The sequence below is a fragment of the Acidithiobacillus sp. AMEEHan genome (assembly GCF_030996345.1).
In the GTDB taxonomy this organism is placed as follows: Bacteria; Pseudomonadota; Gammaproteobacteria; order Acidithiobacillales; family Acidithiobacillaceae; genus Igneacidithiobacillus.
In genome coordinates this window covers 2,367,467-2,388,617 of the sequence record NZ_CP118747.1, presented here as the reverse complement: position 1 = coordinate 2,388,617, position 21,151 = coordinate 2,367,467, and the positions used below count along the sequence as shown (strand labels likewise).

The window sequence follows — 21,151 nt, the reverse complement described above, 5'->3', positions numbered from 1 at the left end:
TGGGGTGGGATCCCTTGGGCACTGCTTTGTCTTCTTCGTGAACCGTCGCGCCACGCAGATGAAGGGGGTCTATTGGGGTCGGACCATGTCTTCTTTGGCTCATAAAAAAGCCCGAGGTAAGCCAGAATTCCCATGAGGGTGGCTGAACGACCTCTGCTCTATTGTCCTTGAGGTTCAACGCGAGCAGTGAAATTTGGCAGAACTGTAGCCAAAGACGGAAAAAAAGAGTGCAAGATGTTATCTTAACTAGTTGTTTTAATTGGTGCCGGCAACAAGAATCGAACTCGTGACCTTCTGATTACAAATCAGCTGCTCTACCTGCTGAGCTATGCCGGCACGGTTCTCGGATTATAGGGGCGGGCGGACTTTTTACCAAGCGGCCGTAGCTATGTTTGAGACTTTAGGTGCGGCTGCTGCGCTGGCGTTGAGGCCTTCTGATCCAGGCGCTGTTGTTGCGCGTCGATATGTATCAGGTAGCGCAGGAGGATCATGGCGCTGATAAGGGCAAGCACGAAGAGGATCAATAAGATGGCCAGGGCGATGGGAATTTCCGCGTGCATCATAAACTCCTTCGGGGTGGGGGATCAGGTGACCCCCCGGTGCTTGCTCAGTGCATTCCTGGCATGCCGGGAATCATCGGCATAGTGCGCAGGTAGAGTTGCGAGAACATCCACCAAGTTAGGCCAATGGTAATGACGAAGAGGGGGATGAACATGACAAGTGCCACGGTATTCCAGATGTTGTGTTCGGAGATGTCGATATGCAACAAAAAATAGACCTGCGCGATGATCGCTAGGCCAGCGCAACCAACAATCGCGAGGAGCAGGGCAAATGGTGGTAGTACGTGGCCGCTGACCAGGATAGTAGCCGCCAGCATCAGCAGGGAAGCGATAGCAAAGCCCGTGACGTAATGGGACTTACTGGCCATCTGAACTTCGGGATGATGGATAGGATCAGAGTGTCCATGACTCATGACATATACCCCCACAGATAAACGAAGACATAAATAAACACCCACATGACTGCTTGGAACTTCCAGAACATACGGAGACTTAGCAATCTGCCAACGACATCTTCGCTGAAACCTTGGCGCACAATCTGGTACAGCATGACCAGCATCCATAGCAATCCAACAAAGATATGTGCGGCATGGACTTGGGTGAGAGCGTAGAAAGCGGAGAGGCCGCCGCTGACTTCTGGGGTGACCCCCATGCCGATCATGCGCAATACATCATGGATATCAAGGCCAAGAAAAACAATGCCCAAAACCATCGATGCAATGATCGCATTGATGACGCCAGTTTTGTTGCCTTGCTTGAGAGCTGTCATCGCAAAACCGTAAGCGAGCACACTCAAGAAAAGTGCCATGGTCTGAATGAAAGTGTACCAGGGCGCAACGAACTGCGCTGGAGTCGGGCCGGTATAATAGCTGTGGCTGTAACTCAACACACCATACGCGGCAAAGAGGGTGGCGAAGAGCATGCCGTCACTCAATACATACATCCAAAAGCCGAAGGTCCGAGTGGAAATAACGTCATGCCCTTCGTAGTCGTCGGACCACAGGGTCGCCTGGCTGGGGTCGATGGAAACATCGTGTGTGCTACTCATAAGTACTCCTTACATGGGGTAGGCGGACGGTGCCGGATCGGTCCGGCAGCGTGCCAATCAAAAGGAATCCCGTGAACTCGGCGGCGTGCCGGTCTGCTCTGACTTCAATGGTGAGTAGGCTGTTGCCGTACCCCCGTGATAGCCACCGCGTATGGGTTCGGACTGGGTGTTCCCCAACATGCGTTCTCGCGATTCCCGATCCAGACGCTCCATCTCCTCTGCGGAAATAATATAGCCGGGATCTCCCTTGGCCGAGCGATAGATCATCAGCAGTACTGCTGCGACCAGAGCCGCTACCGTCAACCACCAGATTCTCCAGGTCAGTCCAAAGCCCACGAGGAAGGTCATCGCGCCGATGTAGACGGCGATGCCGGTATTGTTAGGCATATGGATGGCTTTGAAGTGGTCCGGACGGGTCCCCTCTAGCCCATGCTCCCGCCGCCAGGCCGCTTCGTCTCGGGCGTTGACGTGGGGAACCATGGCAAAGTTGTAAAAGGGCACCGGAGTATCGGTGAGCCACTCGAGGCTGCGGGAGGTATTCCAAGCATCGCAGCTGTGCACGCGATTTCTTACACGATCGCGAATACTGACATAGAGCATCCACACAAATGCGAGAACAGAAAGGCAATACACGGCAATGCCAATTTCCTGCACCGCAAACCAGCCCGCCCACTGCGGATTGAAAGGCCAATCGAGGCGTCGGGTCTCGCCCATGAAGCCGAGCATGAACATCGGGAAAAACACCAGAGCGGTTCCGGCGGTAAAGAGCCAGAACATCATCTTTCCCCAGTATTCGCTGAGCCGGAAGCCAAAGACTTTGGGAAACCAGAAAATCACCGCCCCAAAAACGGCGTACACGATGCACAACAGCATCATGTGGAAATGGGCAACCACGAATACACTGTTATGGACCATGTAATTGATGGCGGGAATGGACAGCATCATGCCGGTCAGACCACCAATCAGCAGCAAGAACAATGCGCCAACCGCCCAGAGCATGGCGGCGCTCATGGTGATGCGTCCCTTATACATGGTAAAAGCCCAATTGAAGACTTTTACGCCGGTCGGGATACCCACCAACATCGTTGCGACGCTGAATTCCGTACTTACATAGGGACCCATGCCCATGGTGAAGAAGTGGTGCAACCACACGATCCAGGACACTCCGGCAATGGCAAAAGTTGCCAAAACCATCGCTGTGTAGCCAAAGATCGGCTTTTCCGAAAACGCAGGAATGATTTCCGAGAGCATGCCAAAGGCGGGCAAAATGACAAAATACACCTCGGGATGACCCCAGAGCCAAAAGAGATTGGTATAGAGCATCAAGTTGCCACCGAAGCCGGCGGTAAAGAAGTGCGTGCCCAGGTAGCGGTCGGCACCTACCAAGGCCAGAGCGACCTGCAGGCAGGGAAAGGAGGTGAGGGCGATGATGTTGGCCGATACGGCTGACCAGGTGAATACCGGCAGACGGCTCCAGGTCATGCCGGGAGCGCGCATTTTGACGACGGTGGCAAGAAAATTGATGCTGCCGAGGGTGGTTCCCAGAGCGACGAGTTCTAAGGTCCAAATCCAATAATCTACGCCTACTCCCGGGCTGTAAGAGAGTTCAAAAATGGGCGCATAACCGAACCAACCATTGTGGGAAAAGTCGCCCAGAAACAGAGACGCCATGATCAGAACCACGGCGGCGGCAGTGATCCACAGGCCCAAGGCGTTGAGGTAGGGATACGCCATATCGCGAGCGCCAATCTGCAGCGGCACGATGATGTTCATGATCCCTACCAATAATGGCGTGGCGGCGAGCAAGATCATGATCAAGCCATGGGCGCTATAGATCTGACCAAAATGAAACGGCGTCAGATAGCCATGAATGGCGCCCATCACCTTCATGCCATTGTCTCCAGGGCCGTCGCCGAGGAGCTGCTGGGTGCGCATCATGAGGCCATCGATAAAACCTCGAAACAACATCACCAAACCGAGAATGATATACATAACGCCGAGCTTTTTATGGTCGACGGTGGTAAACCATTCTTTCCACAGATAAGTCCATTTACCGTAGTACGTAATTCCAGCCACCAAGGCGATGCCAACAATGACGATGACTACGAACAAAGGCGCAAGAATGGGGTTTGTATAGGGAACCTCAGACAGGGCCAAGCGTCCCAATAATGGACTCCAGGGTCCAGGTACGTTAACCAACATAGCGTTTCTCCATTGTTTTGCGGATCAAGAGCGATGTTCCGCCGCCTGCAGTTGTAGGTAATGGAACATATTTTCGGTCATGAACATGGGTAGCGGCCATTTTTTTCCATTCATCACCTCCAAAATGACGTGATTGAAGAGGCCGGGTTCTACATGGCCCCATTCCGGCGTCTTTTCTGCGACGTTGATATAGGGTTCGGCAAAGCGATTGAACTGCTGATAATCCATTTGCTGCGGATTGTTCTCAAGACCCTTGGCCCAATGGTCGAAGTCCGTCTTGCTCACCACATCCGTCTTGAAGAGCATCCAGGAAGTGCCGGCACCACAATAATCTGCAGCTATTCCCTGATATGTTCCTATTTGATTACTCATTAGTGCATCTTTGGTGCGCATGCCGGGCATGACGTCGATCATTCCCAACAACTGAGGAACGAAGAAATCGGTAGTAACCGCGGTAGAGGTGAGCTTAAAGAATACTGGGGTGTGTGCGGGAACGATCAGCTTATTGGCGATGGCGATATGATGGAATTGTGGGTAGATGAACAACCACTGCCAATCTGTGGCGATGACATCGATATCGATGGGATCGCCATGGGGTTTGATCTGCTTGGTAATCGCGGTCGGGTTATAAGGATTAACGGCAAAACTGCCGTTGATGGCTACCGCCCAAGAGAGAAAGGCGACCGCTGCAATGGGAATACCCCAGAAGGCGACCTCTAATACATTGGAATGCGACCATTTGCCGTCATAATCGGCATGCTTGTTGCCTTTTCGATATTTCCAGAGAAACCAGACAATGAGCAGGGCGGTAATGCCGACGATGGACAGCATCACCACCACGTCGATCATCATGTACGTGTAGCTGGCGCTGGCGCCCACTCCTTTAGGATCAAAGATCCACCACGGGGAATGGCGAGCACAACCGCTCAGGCTCAGGGCCATGGCGGGCACAAAGGCTAGCCGCGCCAGGCGTAAGGGGGTGCGAACTTGCATGGATTTGCTCCTTAGCGTTGATCCAGAGACAACTTGATCTGAACATTGTCGTTTATAGCCTACAGACGGCTATAGATACAATCTGGAAATTTCTATGCGTTGTTGAAAAAGATGAATAAAAACAAGACATAATATGAACATATGCTGATATTATTTTAACTGAATGAAAAGTCGATGTTATTTTATTTCGGTTAATAATATATGATTTAAGTGATTGCTTGTGATGGCGTTGGGGAAGCGCTTGCCGCCTGTCATAAAAACGTCACATTGCTCTGCTAGACTACGGCTTTCCGTGCGAGAAGGAGGCTGCGATGTCCGAAAAAACCGTGGTGGAGGTCCAGGATGCCGATCCCACAGCCGCGAAAGTTACCGATATCCCGGACGACCTGAGCCCAACAGGAATCCGCAATTTTGTTGTCAGCGACAGTACGGAAATGGCGCAGCAACATCATCTCGCAGCAGTGCGACGCTATCTTGCCGAACACCAGCTGGATGCCAGCAGCGGGAACATTGCCGCGGCTTTGGGTATCGTCGCCTCCGACGTTTCTGAGGATGACATTCGTATGATCCACGCTGAGCTCGAAAAGGAACGGGTTGCCGATACCGACGATACCCTCAACCCCGATTGGCGTAGTGGCGGCTATCCCTATAAAAATCGCATGACCCGTCGCGACTATGAGTATCTGAAATACGATCTCCAGGTGGAGCTGCTGAAATTGCAAGCTTGGGTGAAGAACACCGGACAGCGGCTGGTGGTGGTCTTTGAAGGGCGAGATGCAGCAGGCAAGGGGGGTACCATAAAACGCTTCATGGAGCATCTCAATCCGCGCGGGGCGCGGGTGGTGGCGCTGGAAAAACCATCGGAAAAAGAGAAAGGGCAATGGTATTTTCAGCGCTATGTTGAGCAACTACCTACCGCCGGAGAAATGGTCTTTCTGGATCGCTCCTGGTATAACCGAGCCGGTGTCGAACGGGTCATGGGTTTTTGCAGTGAGCAGGAATATCAAGAGTTCATGCGTCAGGCGCCGGAATTTGAGCGGCATTTGGTCTACAGTGGCATCTACTTGGTCAAGTTCTGGTTTTCCGTTACTCGCGAAGAACAACGTCGACGATTCGAAGAACGTCGGCATCATCCGTTGAAGCAATGGAAATTATCGCCCATGGATCTCGCTTCATTGGATCGCTGGGAAGATTACACCCGTGCCAAGGAGACGATTTTTTTTCATACCGATACTGCTTATGCGCCGTGGACGGTGGTCAAATCCGACGATAAAAAACGGGCGCGCCTCAATGCCATGCGCCACCTTTTGCATACCATCCCTTACGAAAACAAGGATGTCCAAGCGATTGGCAAGGTGGACAATCTCATCGTCAGTCGTGCCCATGTGATGTATGGCGAGACCTGCCCGCAGGACCTCAACCCCTTCCAGCCACCACGGGAAAGCTAAGACGTTACATGTCCCTACGCGCTCGCCATAGAGAGCGCGCGGGGATTTTGCTCCGGCGACAACGATCTTGGTATTTGGCGGCAATTTCCGACACTTCCGCGAGGAGGCCGGCGGAGAGGGTTATTGGTTGCAGGCCAAGGTTTTGTAATCCCTGATTTTCCACCAAAAGCTCGTTTTCTGTTTGTTCTTTGCGCGGATTATCCACAAATTGCAGTTCCGCACCTGTCAGTTCGTGAATCAGGCGCGCGAGATCGCGTACGCGATGAGTCTCGGTAGTTTGGTTGAAAACCCGCACCCGCTCTCCCGGTGCCGGCGGATGTTCAATAGCCAAACGGATGCACTGTACCGTATCCCGGATGTGGATAAAGGCACGCGTTTGTCCGCCAGTGCCGTGCACCGTCAGCGGATGCCCAACGGCGGCTTGCAGGATAAAACGATTCAGTACCGTGCCAAAATCGCCATCGTAATCGAAGCGATTGATCAGGCGCTCATCGCGACTGGTTTCCTCGGTTTCAGTGCCCCATACGATCCCCTGATGCAAATCGGTGATGCGTAACCCATCATTCTTGTTATAAAAGTAAAAGAACAATTGATCCTGGGTTTTGGTCATGTGGTAAATGGACCCCGGATCCGGCGGATAGAGGATTTCCGTATCCTCACTTTCTTCGCCATTTTCGGGAGAGAGCAAGCGAACCTTTTGGTATCCCTCGGGTAGCTTGAAACTGGAAGTTTTGTAGCCGTAGACTCCCATGGTCCCCAAGTGCACCAAATGGCAGGACTCTTCCATGCCATTTTCGACAATGGCGCAGAGAACGTTATGGGTGGCATTGAGGTTGTTATCGACCGTGTAACGCTTGTGCCAAGGGGATTTCATGGAATAAGGGGCAGAGCGTTGCTCCGCAAAGTGAACGATGGCGTCAGGACGCCAATCTTTGATGAGCGATTTGAGTTCGTTGTAATCGCGGGCGATATCAAAGGTGGCGTGTCCGATTGCTTGCCCGGTAGATTGTCGCCAAGTCTCGAGGCGTTCGGACAGAGAGCGAATTGGGGTGAGGGACTCTACGCCTAATTCCTCATCCTGCCGGCGCCGTACCATGTTGTCGATGATAAAAAGCTCGTGGCCGTGGGCAGAGAGATGCAGGGTGGTGGGCCAGCCACAAAATCCGTCACCACCCAACACCAGTATTCGTTTTTGCATCATGGGTCGTTCCTAACATTCCTTGCTCAAGAGTAGACGAGAGTCTGGTTCCATGGCAATGCTCGGCAAATTGGCTGGAAATATGACGCAATTATTACAAATGGGAATCCTTGGCGTCTCGGTCTGGCACGTTCATAAAAGTGTCATAATTCTGTGCTACTCTCGAACCTTCGTCAGAATTCGCAGGAGCGTTCATGAATGCGGTCAATGTCCTCGATCGGCAAGCGGTTACGCGGAAACACCGGCGCATATTGTGGGCCTCGGGTCTGGGTATTTTTCTCGATGGCTATGACCTCAGCATCATGGCCATTGCCCTGATCCTGCTCAAGGAGCAGTGGCACCTGGCGCCGTCCGAATTGGGGGGGCTGGGTACCGCGGCGCTGGTGGGCGCGTTGGTAGGCGGGCTGTTCGGTGGGCCAATCGCCGATCGTTGGGGGCGTAAAACGATTTACCTGATCGACATTGCCGCATTTTTCTTTGCGGCGTTGCTTTCCGGCTTTGCCTGGGATGCCACGTCACTAATCGTGCTACGTTTTTTCCTTGGGCTGGGAGTGGGCGCCGATTACCCTCTGAGCTCCACGTACATGGCGGAATTCCTCCCGAAAAAGTCGCGGGGTGCAGCCATGACCTGGATTTTTGGCTTGTGGATGGGGGGTGCCTTGGTCTCCAGTATAGTGGGAATCGCACTCTTGCACTCTGGTCCGGATGCTTGGCGATGGATGCTGGTTTCTGGTGCCGTTCCAGCGGTCCTGGTGCTGTGGCTTCGGCGCAATCTGCCGGAGTCACCGCGTTGGTTCATCCGCCGAGGTCGTCTGCAGGAGGCCAATGAAGTGGTCAGCTGGCTCGCACCCCAACTCAGTGAATCCGAGCGGCAAGCGGCGTTGCAGGAACTGGCGGCTAGCATGGAAGGCGCAAAGCAACACAACTGGTTCGATCTGTTTGGCAAAACCTATCTCCGCCGTACGCTGTACGCGGCCATCCCTTGGTTTCTCATGGACGTGATGGGATATGCCATGGCTATCTTCCTGCCGATCATGCTCTTGCATCTGGGCCTGCACACCCCGGAGCAAGCGGTGATTGGAAACGCCGTGTTCACGGCGAGCTTTGTGTTTGGCTGGGTACCGTTGGCTCTGCTCATTGACCGCATTGGTCGACGCAAGACGCAGATCTGGGGTTTCCTCGGAGATGCTGTGGGTCTGGCTCTGGTTGGCGTCTTCGCCCTGACGGGGGAACCTCCCTTCGCCATCGTCGCAGTGGGCCTGATTCTTTTCCAGGTGGCTAACAGTTTTGGTCCCGGCAATACTACCTGGATCATTCCCACCGAGCTCTACCCCACCGAGCTTCGCGCCAGCGGTCATGGCTTCAGTACGGCATTCAGTCGAGTCGGCGCCGCGACCAGTGTCTTTTTGTTACCCATCCTCCAAGCACATTTTGGTGTCGGTGGTTTGCTTCTCATCCTTGCCTCGGCCGGGCTTCTGGGCGCAGTGTTGACGCAAGTTCTGGGGGTGGAGATGGCGGGCGAGACCTTGCCGGAAACCGGTGGCAAGCCGGATGCCAAGGTAATCGCTCGGGAAGCGGCCTGATTAGTTCCCCTGCACGGGAACGAGGTGCTCGAGAAAATCTTTCGTGCACTTATCCCAACTATACTGCAAGGCGACGTTGCGGCAGTCGTCGCGCCGCAGGTTAAGGGCGAGAAGAGCAGCTTCCCGCAAGTCGTCGCGAAGATAACCATTGAGTCCGTCGACGATACTGGCCTGCGGACCGGTTACCGGGTAGGCGGCTACAGGCACGCCGCAGGCATTCGCCTCGCGTACCACCAGACCGAGCGTATCGGTGCGGCTGGGAAAGACCATGACGTCAGCGGCTGCGACGTGGCGGCTCAGGTCTTCACCGTGACGCATACCATGCCAATGCACATCCGGGTATTTGTGGCGCAGTTCGTCGGCCTGCGGTCCGTCGCCAACGACGTGCTTGCTGCCTGGGAGGTCGAGACAGAGGAAGTCTTCCACATTTTTCTCGACAGCCACGCGACCAAAATACACGAAAGCCGGTCGCGCGCCAGGGAGAATTTCGCGCGGGTCTTGCCCAGGCCAGGGCCGAAAGAGTGAACTATCGACGCCGCGGCTCCATTGCGTCAGATTACGAAAACCCCAGGTCCGTAATTCGTCGGCCAAAGCGGCATTGGACACCATGGTGTGCGCGGCGCCGTTATGGAACCAGCGCAAGAAAGCATAGCTCCAGGCGAGGGGCACGGGGGACCTGGCGGCAAGATATTCGGCAAAACGGGTGTGAAAGGATGTGGTGAACTGCCACTGGTGGCCTGCGCACCAAAGCCGTGCAGCAAGACCCAGTGGGCCTTCTGTGGCAATGTGTATGGCGTCTGGAAGGTTTTCCTGAAAAGTTTGTCGGACGAGGGCGAACGGCTGAGTGGCAAGGGGAATTTCCGGATAACTGGGGCAGGGCATGGTGGGGCCATCACCGTTATGAAGCACATGCACTTCATGTCCCAGCCTCCGCAGCTCCTTGACCGTCGCCTGCAAGGCGCGGACAACACCGTTCACCTGGGGGGACCACGCATCAGTAACCAGGGTAATTTTCATTCCGTCTCCAGACGCGATGAGATGACTTGTTGCGCAGGCGTTTCCAGATCCGGCCAACGAACCAGCCGTAGGGTGCCGTCAAAGTCTTCCACCAAAGCGGTGCAGCTCTCCACCCAGTCGCCATCGTTGTAGTATTCGATGCCGTTCATCCGCTTGATTTCGGCATGATGGATGTGGCCGCAGACGACGCCGTCGTAGCCTCCGCGGCGACATTCCCGCGCGACGAATTCCTCATACTGACTGATGAACTGCACGGCGCGTTTGATACGATGTTTGACGAAGGCGCTCAAGGACCAATGACTGCGGATTCCCAGAAGGCGATTGAGGCGTTGATGCCATCGGTTCAGGGTCAATAGGAGGCTGTAGCCACGATCGCCCAGATGGGTGAGCCAGCGGGCGTAGTGCATGCTGAGATCAAATTGGTCGCCGTGGGTGATCCACAACTGGCGTCCATCGGCAGTTTGGTGGACACAATGCGGAACGATACGGATTTCTCCTACAGCGAGTTTGTGCTCGTCCCCCTCCAAAAAGGAGCCCAGCAGGCTCAGGACAGGATCATGATTGCCTTGCACGTAGGTGACCTGCACTCCGGCCCGAGCCTGGCGCAGCACCTTTTGAATGACGGTGCTATGCGCAACGGGCCAGTACCAGCGCCGTTTCAGGGCCCAGAAATCGATGATGTCGCCCACCAGATAGAGATGCTCGGCTTCATGGTGGCGAAGGAAATCCAGTAATGCCTCGGCCTGACAGCCTTTGCTACCCAGATGGATGTCGGAAACAAAGATGGTGCGATAGTTGCCGTGTCTGGCTTTGGGAGATGAGCTTGGTGGAAATTCGGTCATGGAAAATGTTCTGGCCGAGGATTTCTAGGGATTATAGCCGTGTCGAGAAGTCTTTGTCTCGCATTCCGGCAAAGGCGGCATCGGTCAGTAAACTGTCACAAAAATGTCATAAAAGATTCATAAAAACGTAACATAAAAACGTTACACTGCAGCGTAAGGTATCTTCGTTCGTACACCGCAATCATACATAGGGACTTGCCATGATCCATGCCCTTATCGCTGCAGGCGTACATCACGTCACACACCTGCGTGAGCTCTTGACCATGCTTGCTGCCACCCGTTGGGAGGAGATCGATCCGCTCTTTCATGCGCGGGTGATGCTGCATGGTAACGGACCCTTCGCGGAATCTCTTGAAAAGCGGTTGCGGAGCCAGCGAGCCGTGCCCAGGCAAGTACGGAATATCCGGGCGCTCGGCATGCAGCTGCGGCAGTGGTCGCCGCAGCTGTTGATCTTCGCAGACTGGGGTAGCCACCTGGCAGGCACCTTGCTAGAAAGCCAGGGAGAGCTTCTGCATTGTGGAACAGCAGTCATGGCACTCGGCCCTGAAGGCGACGAAGAGGCGATGATCGCTCTGGATGCGGGTGTCAATGTCTACGTGGGGACGCCTGCCAGCGAGGCGCTGGTATTGGCCCAGGCGAGTGCGCTGCTGCGTCACGGACATTCCTGGGAACAGGCAGTGATCGATATTCCTGGGATCCTACGTGTCGATCCGGAGAGTCGTCGCGTGTATATCTTTGACCAGGAATTGGACTTGACTAAACGTTTATTCCGCTTGTTTCACTATATGGCGCAGCAGTCGGAGCGTGCCTTTTCACCGATGGAGATCGCGCAGCATCTGACGATGAGCCAGCGGCAGATCCAACAGAACACCGTTGCCGCGCAGATTCACCGCCTGCGCAAGCGGCTGGAGGAGGTCGGGGCCTCGAGCTGGTTGCAGACCGTGCACGGGTTCGGCTATCGCCTGAGCATTCCGCGTGCGAAATAAAAGCCATCGAATGTCACATTTTTGTCATCTAGGCTTCATCATAGTGTCACACGATTCTGATACCCTGAGGCCTTCCCAAATCAGGAGAGTATTTCCGTGAACATCGCTTACCTCGTACATCTGGCCAACTATTCTGATGGCATTCTTTATGTCCTGATGCTTCTCTTGCTGATCGAGCTTGCCGTCATGGTCGACCGCTTCTGGTACCTGCGCCGCACCTTGGCGCGCGGCGACGCCATCGTTCATGAGCTGGCCAGTCATGGTCGCCTGGATCGCGTCGTGCTCGACCGCCTCGCCGAACAGGCGGGTGGGCTGCCGGAGGCGAGCCTGTTGCGCATGGCAGCCAGCCACGCCGGCCAGGTCAAGGGCGATGCCCTGGCCAACCGCCTAGAAGAAGCAGTGATCGTGCTTGCCCCCCAACTCGACCGCCGTCTCTGGTTGCTCGATACCATCATCACCCTGGCCCCGTTGCTCGGCCTCTTCGGGACAATCATCGGCATGTTCCACGCCTTCCATGTGCTGGCAGCGCCGGGCCACGCACCCACGGAAGTTACCGCAGGCGTTGCCGATGCCCTGGTCGCCACGGCTTCCGGTCTGTTCATTGCCATCCTGGGCCTGCTCACTTTTAATGCCTTCAACAATCAGGTACGCATGATCCTGCTGCAGCTCGATTCGGTGAAGACCATGCTGCTCAACCGCATGGACGGACAGCCCATGTTGCATCCTGACGCCGATCCCAGCGAACCGGCCGCACAGGCAGTGGCGATGGCGAGGGCCAGCTGATGGAACGGCGTTACTTCGAACGCAAGAAGGGCCGCATCGAGATCATTCCGATGATCGATATCATGCTCTTCCTCCTGGTGTTTTTCATCATGATTACGATCCAGATGATCCCGGATCAGGGGCTCAATCGTAAGCGATCGCTCCGCGGCGTTCTTTCGTTGAGGGTATTGTGTTGCCAGCATGATGGCTCCTTGGGACGCTTGGAGAAGTAAGATCATGCGCAGCTCGGAAGAAAAGACGCGGTATTGGCAGGAGATGGTGACGGCACAAGAGACCAGCGGGCTGTCAACGCCGCAGTTTTGCCAAGGGCAGGGTCTGGTTCTTTCGCAATTTTACTACTGGCGGCAGCGGCTGCGGGGTGGGGCCAGCCAAAAGACGGCGGCATCTTCCAGCGTTGCCCCCTTGCCCGAGTTCCTGAAGCTGGGATTGCCAAGCGAGCGGGAGACAGGGATTTCTTCCTTGGAGATTCGTCTGGACTTGGGCGCCGGCTGCACCCTTACCATTCGCCGCGGCTGAGATGTTTTTTCCCGAGGGGCGCATCCGGGTCTTCGTCTGCCGGGTACCGGTAGACATGCGCAAGTCTTTTGACGGGCTGTCGGCTTTGGTGCGGCAGTTCCTGGGGCAGGATCCCTTGTCTGGGCACTGTTTCGTCTTCGTGAACCGCCGCGCCACGCAGATGAAGGTGATCTACTGGGATCGCACAGGGTATTGCCTCTGGGCCAAGCGCCTGGAGCGCGGCCAATTCTGGAGCTGGCAGCGACCTCCAGCGGGGGAGTTGGATTGGACCGGTTTGAAACTCCTGCTCGAGGGCCTCGAAGTGGCCAAAACACGCCGTCGCTATCAGCGCCAAGTCCCCGAAAAACTGGCGGAAACTGGGAGTTAGCGCTATGATTCTGCAATGGAAACAGAGACTTCCTCGCTCCCACGCAACTACCCCGAAGCCCTCGCCGCTTGGCAATTGCAGGTGCTCCTCAACCAGTCCCTGCGGGAAGAATTTCAGGCACAGATCCAAGGTCTTCAAGCCCAGCTGGATTGGTTTCGCCGCCAGCTCTTCGGACCCAAGAGCGAGCGCCGTCTTCCGCCTCCTCCCATAGAGCAGCTCAGTCTCGGCGAGATCTTCGAGGCGCAGGAAAAACAGCCGGTTCCTACCCGTACCGTCGCTGCCCATACCCGCACGGTGGCCAAGCGCCCCGAGGAGAAGGCAGAGAGCCTGCCCTTCTTCGACGAATCGCGCCTGCCGGTCGAAACCATCGTGCTGCCGGCTCCCGAGACCCAGGGGCTGGACCCTTCGGCCTATGAGATCATCGACACCAAGATCAGCTATCGCTTGGCCCAAGAGCCCGCCAGCTATGTAGTTCTCAAATACGAGCGGCCCGTAGTGAAACTGCGCGACTCCGGAAAGATCACCCAGGCCCCGGCGCCTGCCGCGGTCTTGGAGGGTGGTCGGGCTGACGTCAGTCTCCTGGCGGGAATCCTGATCGACAAATTCCTCTACCATCTGCCCTTGTATCGGCAACATCAGCGCATGACCCAGCAGGGGCTGCGGGTGAGCCGCTCCTGGCTCACGGACTTGGTGCAACGCTCCATCTTCCTGCTTGCACCGATTTATGCGGCGCAGTTCGAGAGCATTCGCCAATCGCGGGTGCTGACCATGGATGAAACCCCCATCAAGGCCGGATTGTCAGGGAAGGGCAAGATGCACCGAGGGTATTTCTGGCCCGTCTTTGGCGATGCCCAGGAGATCTGCTTTCCCTATGCCGCCACCCGGGGCACGGTCCACATCGAAGAGCTACTCGGCAAGCTGCCGCCGGGCACCGTACTCCTGAGCGATGGCTATGCCGCCTATGCCCGGTTCCAGAAAGAGAACGAAGGGCTAGTCCATGCCCAGTGCTGGGCGCATAGCCGCAGAGAATTCGTCAAGGCCGAGGCCCATGAGCCCGAGCGGGTGGCCGAAGCCCTCCGGCAGATCCGGGAGTTCTATCGCATCGAGGAAGAAATCCAGGAGAAACAACTCACCGGGCAGGCCAAGCGGGAATACCGCAGACGACATACCCTGCCGCTGGTGACAGCCTTCTTCCACTGGGTAGAGCAACAGCTCCAGGACATCGCCCTGCTACCGAGCAACCTCTTCACCAAGGCCTTGGCCTATGTCCATGGCCGCAAAGGTCCGCTCCAAGTCTTTCTGGAAGATCCCGACGTACCCATAGACAGCAACCACATCGAACGACAGATCCGACCGATTCCCCTGGGCCGGAAGAACTGGCTCTTTTGCTGGACCGAGTTGGGCGCCGAGTATCTCGGGATCATCCAGAGCCTGCTCAGTACCTGCCGGCTTCAGGGGGTGGACCCGTACGACTACCTCGTCGATGTCCTGCAACGGGTGGCCACCCACCCCGCCAAGGACGTGGCGCAGCTCACCCCAAGACTCTGGAAAGAGCACTTCGCCGCCAACCCCCTGCGTTCTCCGCTGTATCACGTCCGCAAGCCCGCATAAAGAACGCCGCGGGGAGACCGGTTACGCTCAATCTGCAGTTGCCGCAGTCCAGCGAGGCCAAGCAGTTGCCGCGTCCGCATATGACCATCAATATTCAAGAGGATGGTTCAGTGGTGGTCAAAAATCAGCACTATGATCTGGCGGGCCTGGAAAATTTGATTCGTCACGATGGTGATCCAGGCAAGACCGTGATCACCATCGCCGCAGATAAAGCGGTGGCCTACCAGAAATTCATCAACGTCATGGATACTTGCCAAAAGGCGGGTGCCAGTGATATCGGCCTGGCGGCCAAGGCGAGCTGAGATGGGTGCTGTTTTGTCTAACCGTTCCTCGGCGCCACAGCCCAAAGGGTATTTCGGTCGTGCGTTGATCATCGGTGCCGTCATCGAGATCGCCCTAGTGGCAGGACTGATCTGGGTCAGCAATCAGAAAAGCCCACCGCCGCCACCCAAGCCGAAGCGTATCGCCATTCATATGGTGCAGCCGCCCAAGCCCAAGCCCTTACCGCCACCTCCGAAGCCGGTGGTGCATCCCAAACCGGTCCCAAAACCTTTGCCGAAGCCTATTCCTCGGCCGGTTCCGCGCCCGGTTCCGCATCCAGTGGTGCATCACGCGCCAACGCCAAAGCCCCTTGTGGCCAAGGCGCCTCTGCCGACGGCGCCGGTAGTGCCGCCAGCGCCACCTGTCACACCGCCGCCTCCACCACCTCCGGCACCAAGCCCGGCGCTTGCGCAAGCGGCCGTCGCCCGCTATGCCGCTTTGGTGCGGGCACAGGTGCAGTCGCAGGCGCGAGTACCGGAGGCGGTGCGTTTGATGCACCTCAGTGGTAAGGCGGTGATCAGCTTCGAACTACTGCCCTCGGGCAGCCTGGTTTGGGCAAAGTTGGCACAGTCCAGTGGGGTAGGTGCCATCGATCGAGCGGCTCTCGCCGCGGTGAAAGCCGGAGTGTATCCGCCATTCACCAAAGACATGCCAAAAAAAGCAACAATCTTTGATGTAGAAGTCCATCTGTCGGCAAATTCATAATATCGCCTGAGCGTGGATGGTCAGCGATCTGGAGGGAGCTTTGAAACACCTTGCACGGGTTTTTTTGTTGGCGTTGTTCGTAACGGCATTCGTGGGGCCGGTTCTGGCCGAAACCACCGTGGTCCCAGCGGTGCCGGGGCTGAAATTTCAGCATTACACCTTCGCCATGCTCTGGCAGCCCGGCGTTTGTGCCACCTGGACACGGGTGAGTGCCGCCTGCGACGGCTTGACGCCGAGTTCGCGGGCGAGCCAACAGTGGAGTCTCCATGGCTTGTGGGCGAGTCGCCCGCAAAAACTCGTTGCCAGCGGCATGGAACCCAAGACTTGGTGGGAGCATGGCTGCTTCTGGTTCCAAAACCAAAGCACTGCTCCAAAAGATAGCTGTTCTCTGCCGCCTCTCGATCTGTCGCCAAAAGTAAGTGCTGCGTTGAGCGCGCAGATGCCCATGCGCAAGGTTTGTCTCGACCGGCACGAATACTATAAGCATGAAGCCTGTTTTGGGGAAAAGCCCGATCCCTTTTTTCAGACGGCGCTACGCTTGTTGGGCGACGTCAATGCCAGCAGCTTTACCGCCTATGTGCGGGAGCACCGCGGGCAATGGGTCAAGCGCAACGATCTGCTCCGTGCTTATAGCACGGCATTTCATCTTCCCAACGCGGAGTCCCTCGAACTGCGTTGCGAGAGCAAAGACAACCATAGCGGCCACGAGCTGCAGGGGGAGGGAACGATCCTTACTGAGGCCTGGGTCACCATCCGTGCCGATAGCCTGCAAGAGTTTCCGCGTCCAGAGGCATTTATGCCCGGGCGCAAGGGCAATTGTGCCAAGTACATTCATATTCTTCCTTGAAAGGAGCGTCACGTGGCGGGTTTGAGTCGTAGATCTTTTTTGCGGCAACTGGGCCTCGGTGCTGGTGCCGCCGTTGCCGGCCCCCATCTGTTGGGTGTGGCCCGTGCGGCTGGTGTCAGCAATGAACAAATGCTGCGCAGTAAGATTGAGCATGTCGTAGTCATTTTTCAGGAAAATCGGAGTTTTGATCATTACTTCGGCACCTTTCGGCCGAAGAATGGGCAACAAGTGGTCAATCTCCTCGACAAGGATGGAAAGATCGATCCACGCTTCTTCAACCTGCAGAAAAATCCCGCCGAGATCCCCTATGCGAATTTGCCGTTGCCGACGGAAATCGAGGGTTTTACCCAGGCGAGTTTGCCCAACCAGCCGTTTCATTTGGCGCCGTACATCCCTGCCGACGGCAATGTGCGCTGGGATCCCAAGCATCGCTTCTTCCGCATGATGGCAGAGGTCAACAACGGCAAAATGGATCTCTTTGTGGCCCTAGCAGGAAGCTCGCACCGACACCTGCATCGCGACGAATTCCGCAAGATGAGCCCTGCCGATATTGCTTTTGATTTGGCGCGTCCCAGTGGTCCGGTGATTGGCCATTACGAGGCAGTGGATCTGCCTTTCTATCACCGTATGGCCCACGAGTATGTCCTTTTCGATCATTTCTATCAGGCCATGAGCGGTGGCAGTACCGGCAATGCGCTCTACTTGGCAGCCTGTCGTTCCTGTGTGAACCCGCAAGTGCCAGATGCCCATATCGCGCCCTTCGATCCCAAGGAAGCGGGGTTGCAGCATGCTTTCTTTGACTTGCCTTACGACCATCGCCGGGTAATGGTCAACGACCTACCGCCAGTACAAGGGCCAACCAATGCCGGCGAGCCCGACGTGCTGAAGATCAGCCCGCCGCCTGCGGCGCAGACCTACGACAACATTGGCGATCGTCTCGATGCCGCCAAAGTGGATTGGGCCTGGTACAACGAAAACTGGAATCGGGTCAAACCCTGGGCGCTCAAAACCGCCTTCGGCCCCGGCGATGGTTCGGCAGTCATCGACAGTAGCCAGCTGTATGTTGCCCACCATAATCCTTTTCAGTACTACCCACACTGGCCGGAATACGTGCGCAATGGCCACATGCGCGACGCTGAGGATTTTCTCGAGGATGCGCGTCAGGGACGTCTTCCTGGGGTTTCCTTTTTGAAGGCTAGCGCTGCCCACGACGAACATCCTGCTGATTCGGCGCCGGCGGTCGGTATGGCCTGGGTCGAGCGCCTGGTGCGCGCGGTTGCCGAGGGACCAGCCTGGGAAAAGACCGCCATTTTCATCACCTATGACGAGGGCGGCGGCTTCTGGGATTCTCTGCCGCCCAAAGTGGTGGACGACTATGGATTTGGCACCCGCATTCCCGCCCTACTGATCAGTCCTTGGGCGCGCGCGGGCTTAGTGGATCATCACTTGGCGAGCACCGCCAGCATCCTCAGATTTATCGAGACGCGCTTTGGCCTGGCGCCGCTCACGGAGCGAGACCGCAACGCCTACGATATGCTCACGGCTTTCGACTGGGATCAAAAGCCCGGCGATCTGCGGGTCTGACCAAGATTTTTTTGGGGCGGGCTCTCAGCTCCAGAGCAATAACACGCATCAACAAGTAGTAACTGTGCTACGCTGATCCTCGATGGGCTTCCTGGGGATAGCAGCGATGACGAAATCGGTGATTGTGGTCGGGGCAGGGGTGGTGGGCTTGTCCATTGCCCTGCATTTGCAAATGCGTGGCTGGCAGGTGCAGCTCTGGGATCGCCAGCCAGCGGGGGAGGGCACCTCCTACGGCAATGCGGGCTTGATCCAACGCGAGGCGGTCTTTCCGCAGCCGTTTCCCCGCGACATCCAGGAACTATGGCGCTATGCCGGCAACCGCAGCAGCCGCGCGCAGTACCGGTTTCGCGCCTTGCCGCCACTGGCACCAGCCTTTCTGCGCTATTGGCGTGCCTCCCGCCCCGATCGCCTGCGTCGTAGCGCCAAGGATTATGGGGCACTGATTCGTCATTGTATTGAAGACCACATGGCCCTGGCAGCCCTGACCGACGCTGGCGAACTGTACCGCCCCGGAGGTTGGGTGCAGGTCTTTCAGGAGGCGGAGCATTGGCAGGCGGAAATCGAAGCAGCGGTCTACAAGCGTCTGCATTTCGATGTCGAGTACGAAGCCTGGGATGCTGCGCAGCTCGACAAGCGACTGCCCATGATGCGTCCGGGTCTGGCCGGCGCGATTCACTGGACGCAACCGCTGGCGCTGGTGGAACCCGTGGCCCTATCCCAAGCCTACCTGCGCAGCTTTCAACAACAGGGTGGAGAGTTCGTGCTGCAGGACATTCGCACCCTGGAGAAAGCAGGGAAAGGCTGGCAGGTTCAGGGGGAAAGCCTGCACAGTGAGGCGCCGTGGGTGGTGCTGGCCCTGGGTGCTTGGACCATCGATTGGGTCAAGCCCCTGGGTTATCGCCCACCGGTCTTCGTCAAGCGCGGCTATCATCAGCACTACTCGCAAAAGACAGAACCTGGTCTCCCGCTGCCGGTATTGGACAGCGAGGCGGGTTATGTACTTGCCCCGATGCGCCATGGTCTGCGCCTGACCACGGGCGCGGAATTTGCCCAACGCGATGATGCACCTTCCCTGCGCCCGCTGCAGTTAGCGGAGGTGGCGGCGCGCAAGCTTTACCCCGGCCTGGGCAACGCCCTCGACCCAGAACCCTGGCTTGGGCATCGCCCCTGCACCGGCGACATGCTGCCAATCATTGGTCCGTTACGCCAACAACCGGGCATTTTCCTCGCCTTCGGTCATTGTCATCAGGGTCTGACCATGGGCCCGACTACCGGCCGCCTGGTGGCGCAGATGCTAGAGGGGGATGCCCAACCCTTTGTCGATCCGCGGCCCTATCGACCCGAGCGCTTCGCATGATAGATACGAGCGAAGGCATCCATCCCGCCTACGGCCAAGTCCCCATCTGCGACTGCGGCGAAGCCTTGCTCGCCATTCCGGCCCTGTTCCCACGTCTGGAGCCCCACCCCTATGTGGCAGCAGGCGCGCCCTATGCGGGGCATTCCCCGTGGTTCCTGCGTAGCGGCGTACTGCTGGCGCTGGAGAAGGCCCAGGCGGAGCTGCAACGGCAATGGCCGGGTTGGCGGATTGCGATCTTTGATGCCTGGCGCCCCCTCGAAGTACAGGCGTACATGGTCTGGCGGCAGTTCTTGCAGGAGGCCACGGCGGACGGCGCTTTGTCCCATCTGCAGTCCTATGACTCCCCCAGCGCCCTGTGTGCGCAGGAGCCGAAGCTCTACCAGCGATTGGCGCCACGGGTCTATCGCTTCTGGGGAGTACCGAATCCCGATCCTGCCCGCCCACCGCCGCACAGCACCGGAGCGGCTCTCGATTGCACCCTGTTGGACGCCGAGGGGGCCTTGGTGCCCATGGGCGGCCCCGTAGATGACTTCAGCGACCGCGCCGTGCCGGAATACTTTGCCAAGGCCCCGGCGGGATCCACCGCAGCCGACTATCATCGCCATCGTGAGCTACTACGCGCAGTTCTGGCGTCGCAAGACTTTGTCCAGCACCCCGGCGAGTGGTGGCATTTTTCCTTGGGGGACCAACTCTGGGCCTGGCGTCTGGGTGCCGCGCAGGCGCGCTACGGACGGGTCACAGCCCCGGCTGGTGGCGCGTCCAAGGCGCCGGCCCCAACTGCATCAGCAGGGAAGGATTGTCCCAGCCGGCTTGCCGGTGCTCCACCAGCACATCGGTGCTGATGCCGCCGCGCACATACCAGCGTCCTAGCAGACGTAGATAGCGCGGCTCCAGCAACTGCACCAGATCATCGGCGATCCGATTGGTCAATGCCTCGTGAAAGGCGCCTTCGTTGCGATAGCTCCAGAGGTAGAGCTTGAGAGACTTCAGCTCCACGTTGCGCTGGTCGGGAACGAAATCGAGAAGAAAATGGGCAAAGTCGGGTTGGCCGGTCAGCGGGCAGAGGCAGGTGAATTCCGGTAGGTCCATGTGCACCAGATAATCTCGCTCGGGATTGGGGTTCGGAAAACTCTGCAATGCACGGCTCGGTTGACTGGGCATCAAAATCTCCTCAAGATCGCTC

22 protein-coding genes, 1 tRNA gene and 1 pseudogene are annotated in these 21,151 nt (G+C 57.0%); 14 read left to right on the top strand and 10 right to left on the bottom strand.

Annotated features, from left to right (window positions below):
* Window positions 1-260: 260 nt before the first annotated feature.
* The 6 genes from ORD17_RS12150 to ORD17_RS12125 form a co-directional block, all read right to left on the bottom strand.
* A tRNA-Thr gene (locus ORD17_RS12150) sits at window positions 261-336 on the bottom strand.
* A gap of 50 nt (window positions 337-386) precedes the next feature.
* Complete coding sequence (locus tag ORD17_RS12145) at window positions 387-563, bottom strand: hypothetical protein (RefSeq protein ID WP_308388754.1); 177 nt, start codon at window positions 561-563, stop codon at window positions 387-389.
* A 44-nt stretch (window positions 564-607) separates the two neighbouring features.
* Window positions 608-973: a hypothetical protein gene (locus tag ORD17_RS12140; protein ID WP_308388753.1), complete on the bottom strand. Its 366-nt coding sequence runs from the start codon at window positions 971-973 to the stop codon at window positions 608-610.
* On the bottom strand, window positions 970-1,608 hold the full coding sequence (locus ORD17_RS12135; RefSeq protein WP_308388752.1) for a cytochrome c oxidase subunit 3: 639 nt from the start codon (window positions 1,606-1,608) through the stop codon (window positions 970-972). The genes ORD17_RS12140 and ORD17_RS12135 overlap by 4 nt, the downstream gene beginning before the upstream one ends.
* 57 nt (window positions 1,609-1,665) lie before the next feature.
* On the bottom strand, window positions 1,666-3,810 hold the full coding sequence (locus ORD17_RS12130; RefSeq protein WP_308388751.1) for a cbb3-type cytochrome c oxidase subunit I: 2,145 nt from the start codon (window positions 3,808-3,810) through the stop codon (window positions 1,666-1,668).
* Window positions 3,811-3,834: 24 nt separating this feature from the next.
* Window positions 3,835-4,803 carry a ubiquinol oxidase subunit II gene (locus tag ORD17_RS12125; protein WP_308388750.1) on the bottom strand — a complete coding sequence of 323 codons (969 nt, stop codon included), beginning with the start codon at window positions 4,801-4,803 and terminating at the stop codon, window positions 3,835-3,837.
* Between the two features lie 311 nt (window positions 4,804-5,114).
* On the opposite strand from ORD17_RS12125, the gene ppk2 reads away from it, so the two are divergent.
* The gene (ppk2, locus tag ORD17_RS12120) at window positions 5,115-6,251 is read left to right on the top strand and encodes a polyphosphate kinase 2 (protein WP_308388749.1); all 1,137 of its coding nucleotides are present in this window, start codon (window positions 5,115-5,117) and stop codon (window positions 6,249-6,251) included.
* A 4-nt stretch (window positions 6,252-6,255) separates the two neighbouring features.
* On the opposite strand, the gene ORD17_RS12115 is transcribed toward ppk2, so the two are convergent.
* The gene (locus ORD17_RS12115; protein ID WP_308388748.1) at window positions 6,256-7,452 is read right to left on the bottom strand and encodes an NAD-dependent epimerase/dehydratase family protein; all 1,197 of its coding nucleotides are present in this window, start codon (window positions 7,450-7,452) and stop codon (window positions 6,256-6,258) included.
* 191 nt (window positions 7,453-7,643) lie between these two features.
* On the opposite strand from ORD17_RS12115, the gene ORD17_RS12110 reads away from it, so the two are divergent.
* Complete coding sequence (locus tag ORD17_RS12110; RefSeq protein WP_308388747.1) at window positions 7,644-9,032, top strand: MFS transporter; 1,389 nt, start codon at window positions 7,644-7,646, stop codon at window positions 9,030-9,032.
* Here the strand turns inward: ORD17_RS12110 and ORD17_RS12105 are convergent, their stop codons facing one another.
* Together ORD17_RS12105 and ORD17_RS12100 are read right to left on the bottom strand one after the other, a co-directional pair.
* On the bottom strand, window positions 9,033-10,049 hold the full coding sequence (locus tag ORD17_RS12105; protein WP_308388746.1) for a glycosyltransferase family 1 protein: 1,017 nt from the start codon (window positions 10,047-10,049) through the stop codon (window positions 9,033-9,035).
* Window positions 10,046-10,891: a UDP-2,3-diacylglucosamine diphosphatase gene (locus tag ORD17_RS12100; RefSeq protein ID WP_308388745.1), complete on the bottom strand. Its 846-nt coding sequence runs from the start codon at window positions 10,889-10,891 to the stop codon at window positions 10,046-10,048. Before ORD17_RS12100 ends, ORD17_RS12105 begins: the two co-directional genes overlap by 4 nt.
* A gap of 200 nt (window positions 10,892-11,091) precedes the next feature.
* Between ORD17_RS12100 and ORD17_RS12095 the strand changes: the two genes are divergently transcribed.
* The 12 genes and pseudogenes from ORD17_RS12095 to ORD17_RS12040 all read left to right on the top strand — a co-directional run bounded on the left by ORD17_RS12095 (window position 11,092) and on the right by ORD17_RS12040 (window position 20,810).
* Window positions 11,092-11,877, top strand: a complete 786-nt coding sequence (locus tag ORD17_RS12095) for a winged helix-turn-helix domain-containing protein (RefSeq protein WP_308388744.1) — start codon at window positions 11,092-11,094, stop codon at window positions 11,875-11,877.
* A 96-nt stretch (window positions 11,878-11,973) separates the two neighbouring features.
* Window positions 11,974-12,660: a MotA/TolQ/ExbB proton channel family protein gene (locus tag ORD17_RS12090; RefSeq protein WP_308388743.1), complete on the top strand. Its 687-nt coding sequence runs from the start codon at window positions 11,974-11,976 to the stop codon at window positions 12,658-12,660.
* Window positions 12,660-12,788 (top strand): annotated as a pseudogene (locus ORD17_RS12085) (ExbD/TolR family protein); the annotation flags it as partial. The gene ORD17_RS12090 and the pseudogene ORD17_RS12085, both read left to right, overlap by 1 nt.
* Before the next feature lie 88 nt (window positions 12,789-12,876).
* On the top strand, window positions 12,877-13,176 hold the full coding sequence (locus tag ORD17_RS12080) for a hypothetical protein (RefSeq protein WP_308387602.1): 300 nt from the start codon (window positions 12,877-12,879) through the stop codon (window positions 13,174-13,176).
* Between the two features lies 1 nt (window position 13,177).
* Complete coding sequence (gene tnpB / locus ORD17_RS12075) at window positions 13,178-13,543, top strand: IS66 family insertion sequence element accessory protein TnpB (protein ID WP_308387601.1); 366 nt, start codon at window positions 13,178-13,180, stop codon at window positions 13,541-13,543.
* A 15-nt stretch (window positions 13,544-13,558) separates the two neighbouring features.
* Window positions 13,559-15,154, top strand: coding sequence for an IS66 family transposase (locus tag ORD17_RS12070; RefSeq protein ID WP_308387974.1), 1,596 nt, complete (start codon window positions 13,559-13,561; stop codon window positions 15,152-15,154).
* The gene (locus ORD17_RS12065; RefSeq protein WP_308390101.1) at window positions 15,088-15,456 is read left to right on the top strand and encodes a biopolymer transporter ExbD; all 369 of its coding nucleotides are present in this window, start codon (window positions 15,088-15,090) and stop codon (window positions 15,454-15,456) included. Before ORD17_RS12070 ends, ORD17_RS12065 begins: the two co-directional genes overlap by 67 nt.
* Before the next feature lies 1 nt (window position 15,457).
* Entirely contained in the window at window positions 15,458-16,180 is a 723-nt protein-coding gene (locus ORD17_RS12060; protein ID WP_308388742.1) for a TonB family protein, read from the top strand.
* A gap of 40 nt (window positions 16,181-16,220) precedes the next feature.
* On the top strand, window positions 16,221-17,027 hold the full coding sequence (locus ORD17_RS12055) for a ribonuclease I (RefSeq protein ID WP_308388741.1): 807 nt from the start codon (window positions 16,221-16,223) through the stop codon (window positions 17,025-17,027).
* 12 nt (window positions 17,028-17,039) lie between these two features.
* The gene (locus ORD17_RS12050; RefSeq protein WP_308388740.1) at window positions 17,040-18,611 is read left to right on the top strand and encodes an alkaline phosphatase family protein; all 1,572 of its coding nucleotides are present in this window, start codon (window positions 17,040-17,042) and stop codon (window positions 18,609-18,611) included.
* Window positions 18,612-18,717: 106 nt separating this feature from the next.
* Entirely contained in the window at window positions 18,718-19,968 is a 1,251-nt protein-coding gene (locus ORD17_RS12045; protein ID WP_308388739.1) for an FAD-dependent oxidoreductase, read from the top strand.
* A complete protein-coding gene (locus ORD17_RS12040; protein WP_308388738.1) occupies window positions 19,965-20,810 on the top strand; it encodes a M15 family metallopeptidase in 846 nt (281 codons plus the stop codon). Before ORD17_RS12045 ends, ORD17_RS12040 begins: the two co-directional genes overlap by 4 nt.
* Here the strand turns inward: ORD17_RS12040 and queF are convergent.
* Entirely contained in the window at window positions 20,704-21,129 is a 426-nt protein-coding gene (gene queF, locus ORD17_RS12035; RefSeq protein ID WP_308388737.1) for a preQ(1) synthase, read from the bottom strand. The two genes, ORD17_RS12040 and queF, sit on opposite strands and share 107 nt — an antisense overlap.
* Between the last annotated feature and the right edge of the window lie 22 nt (window positions 21,130-21,151).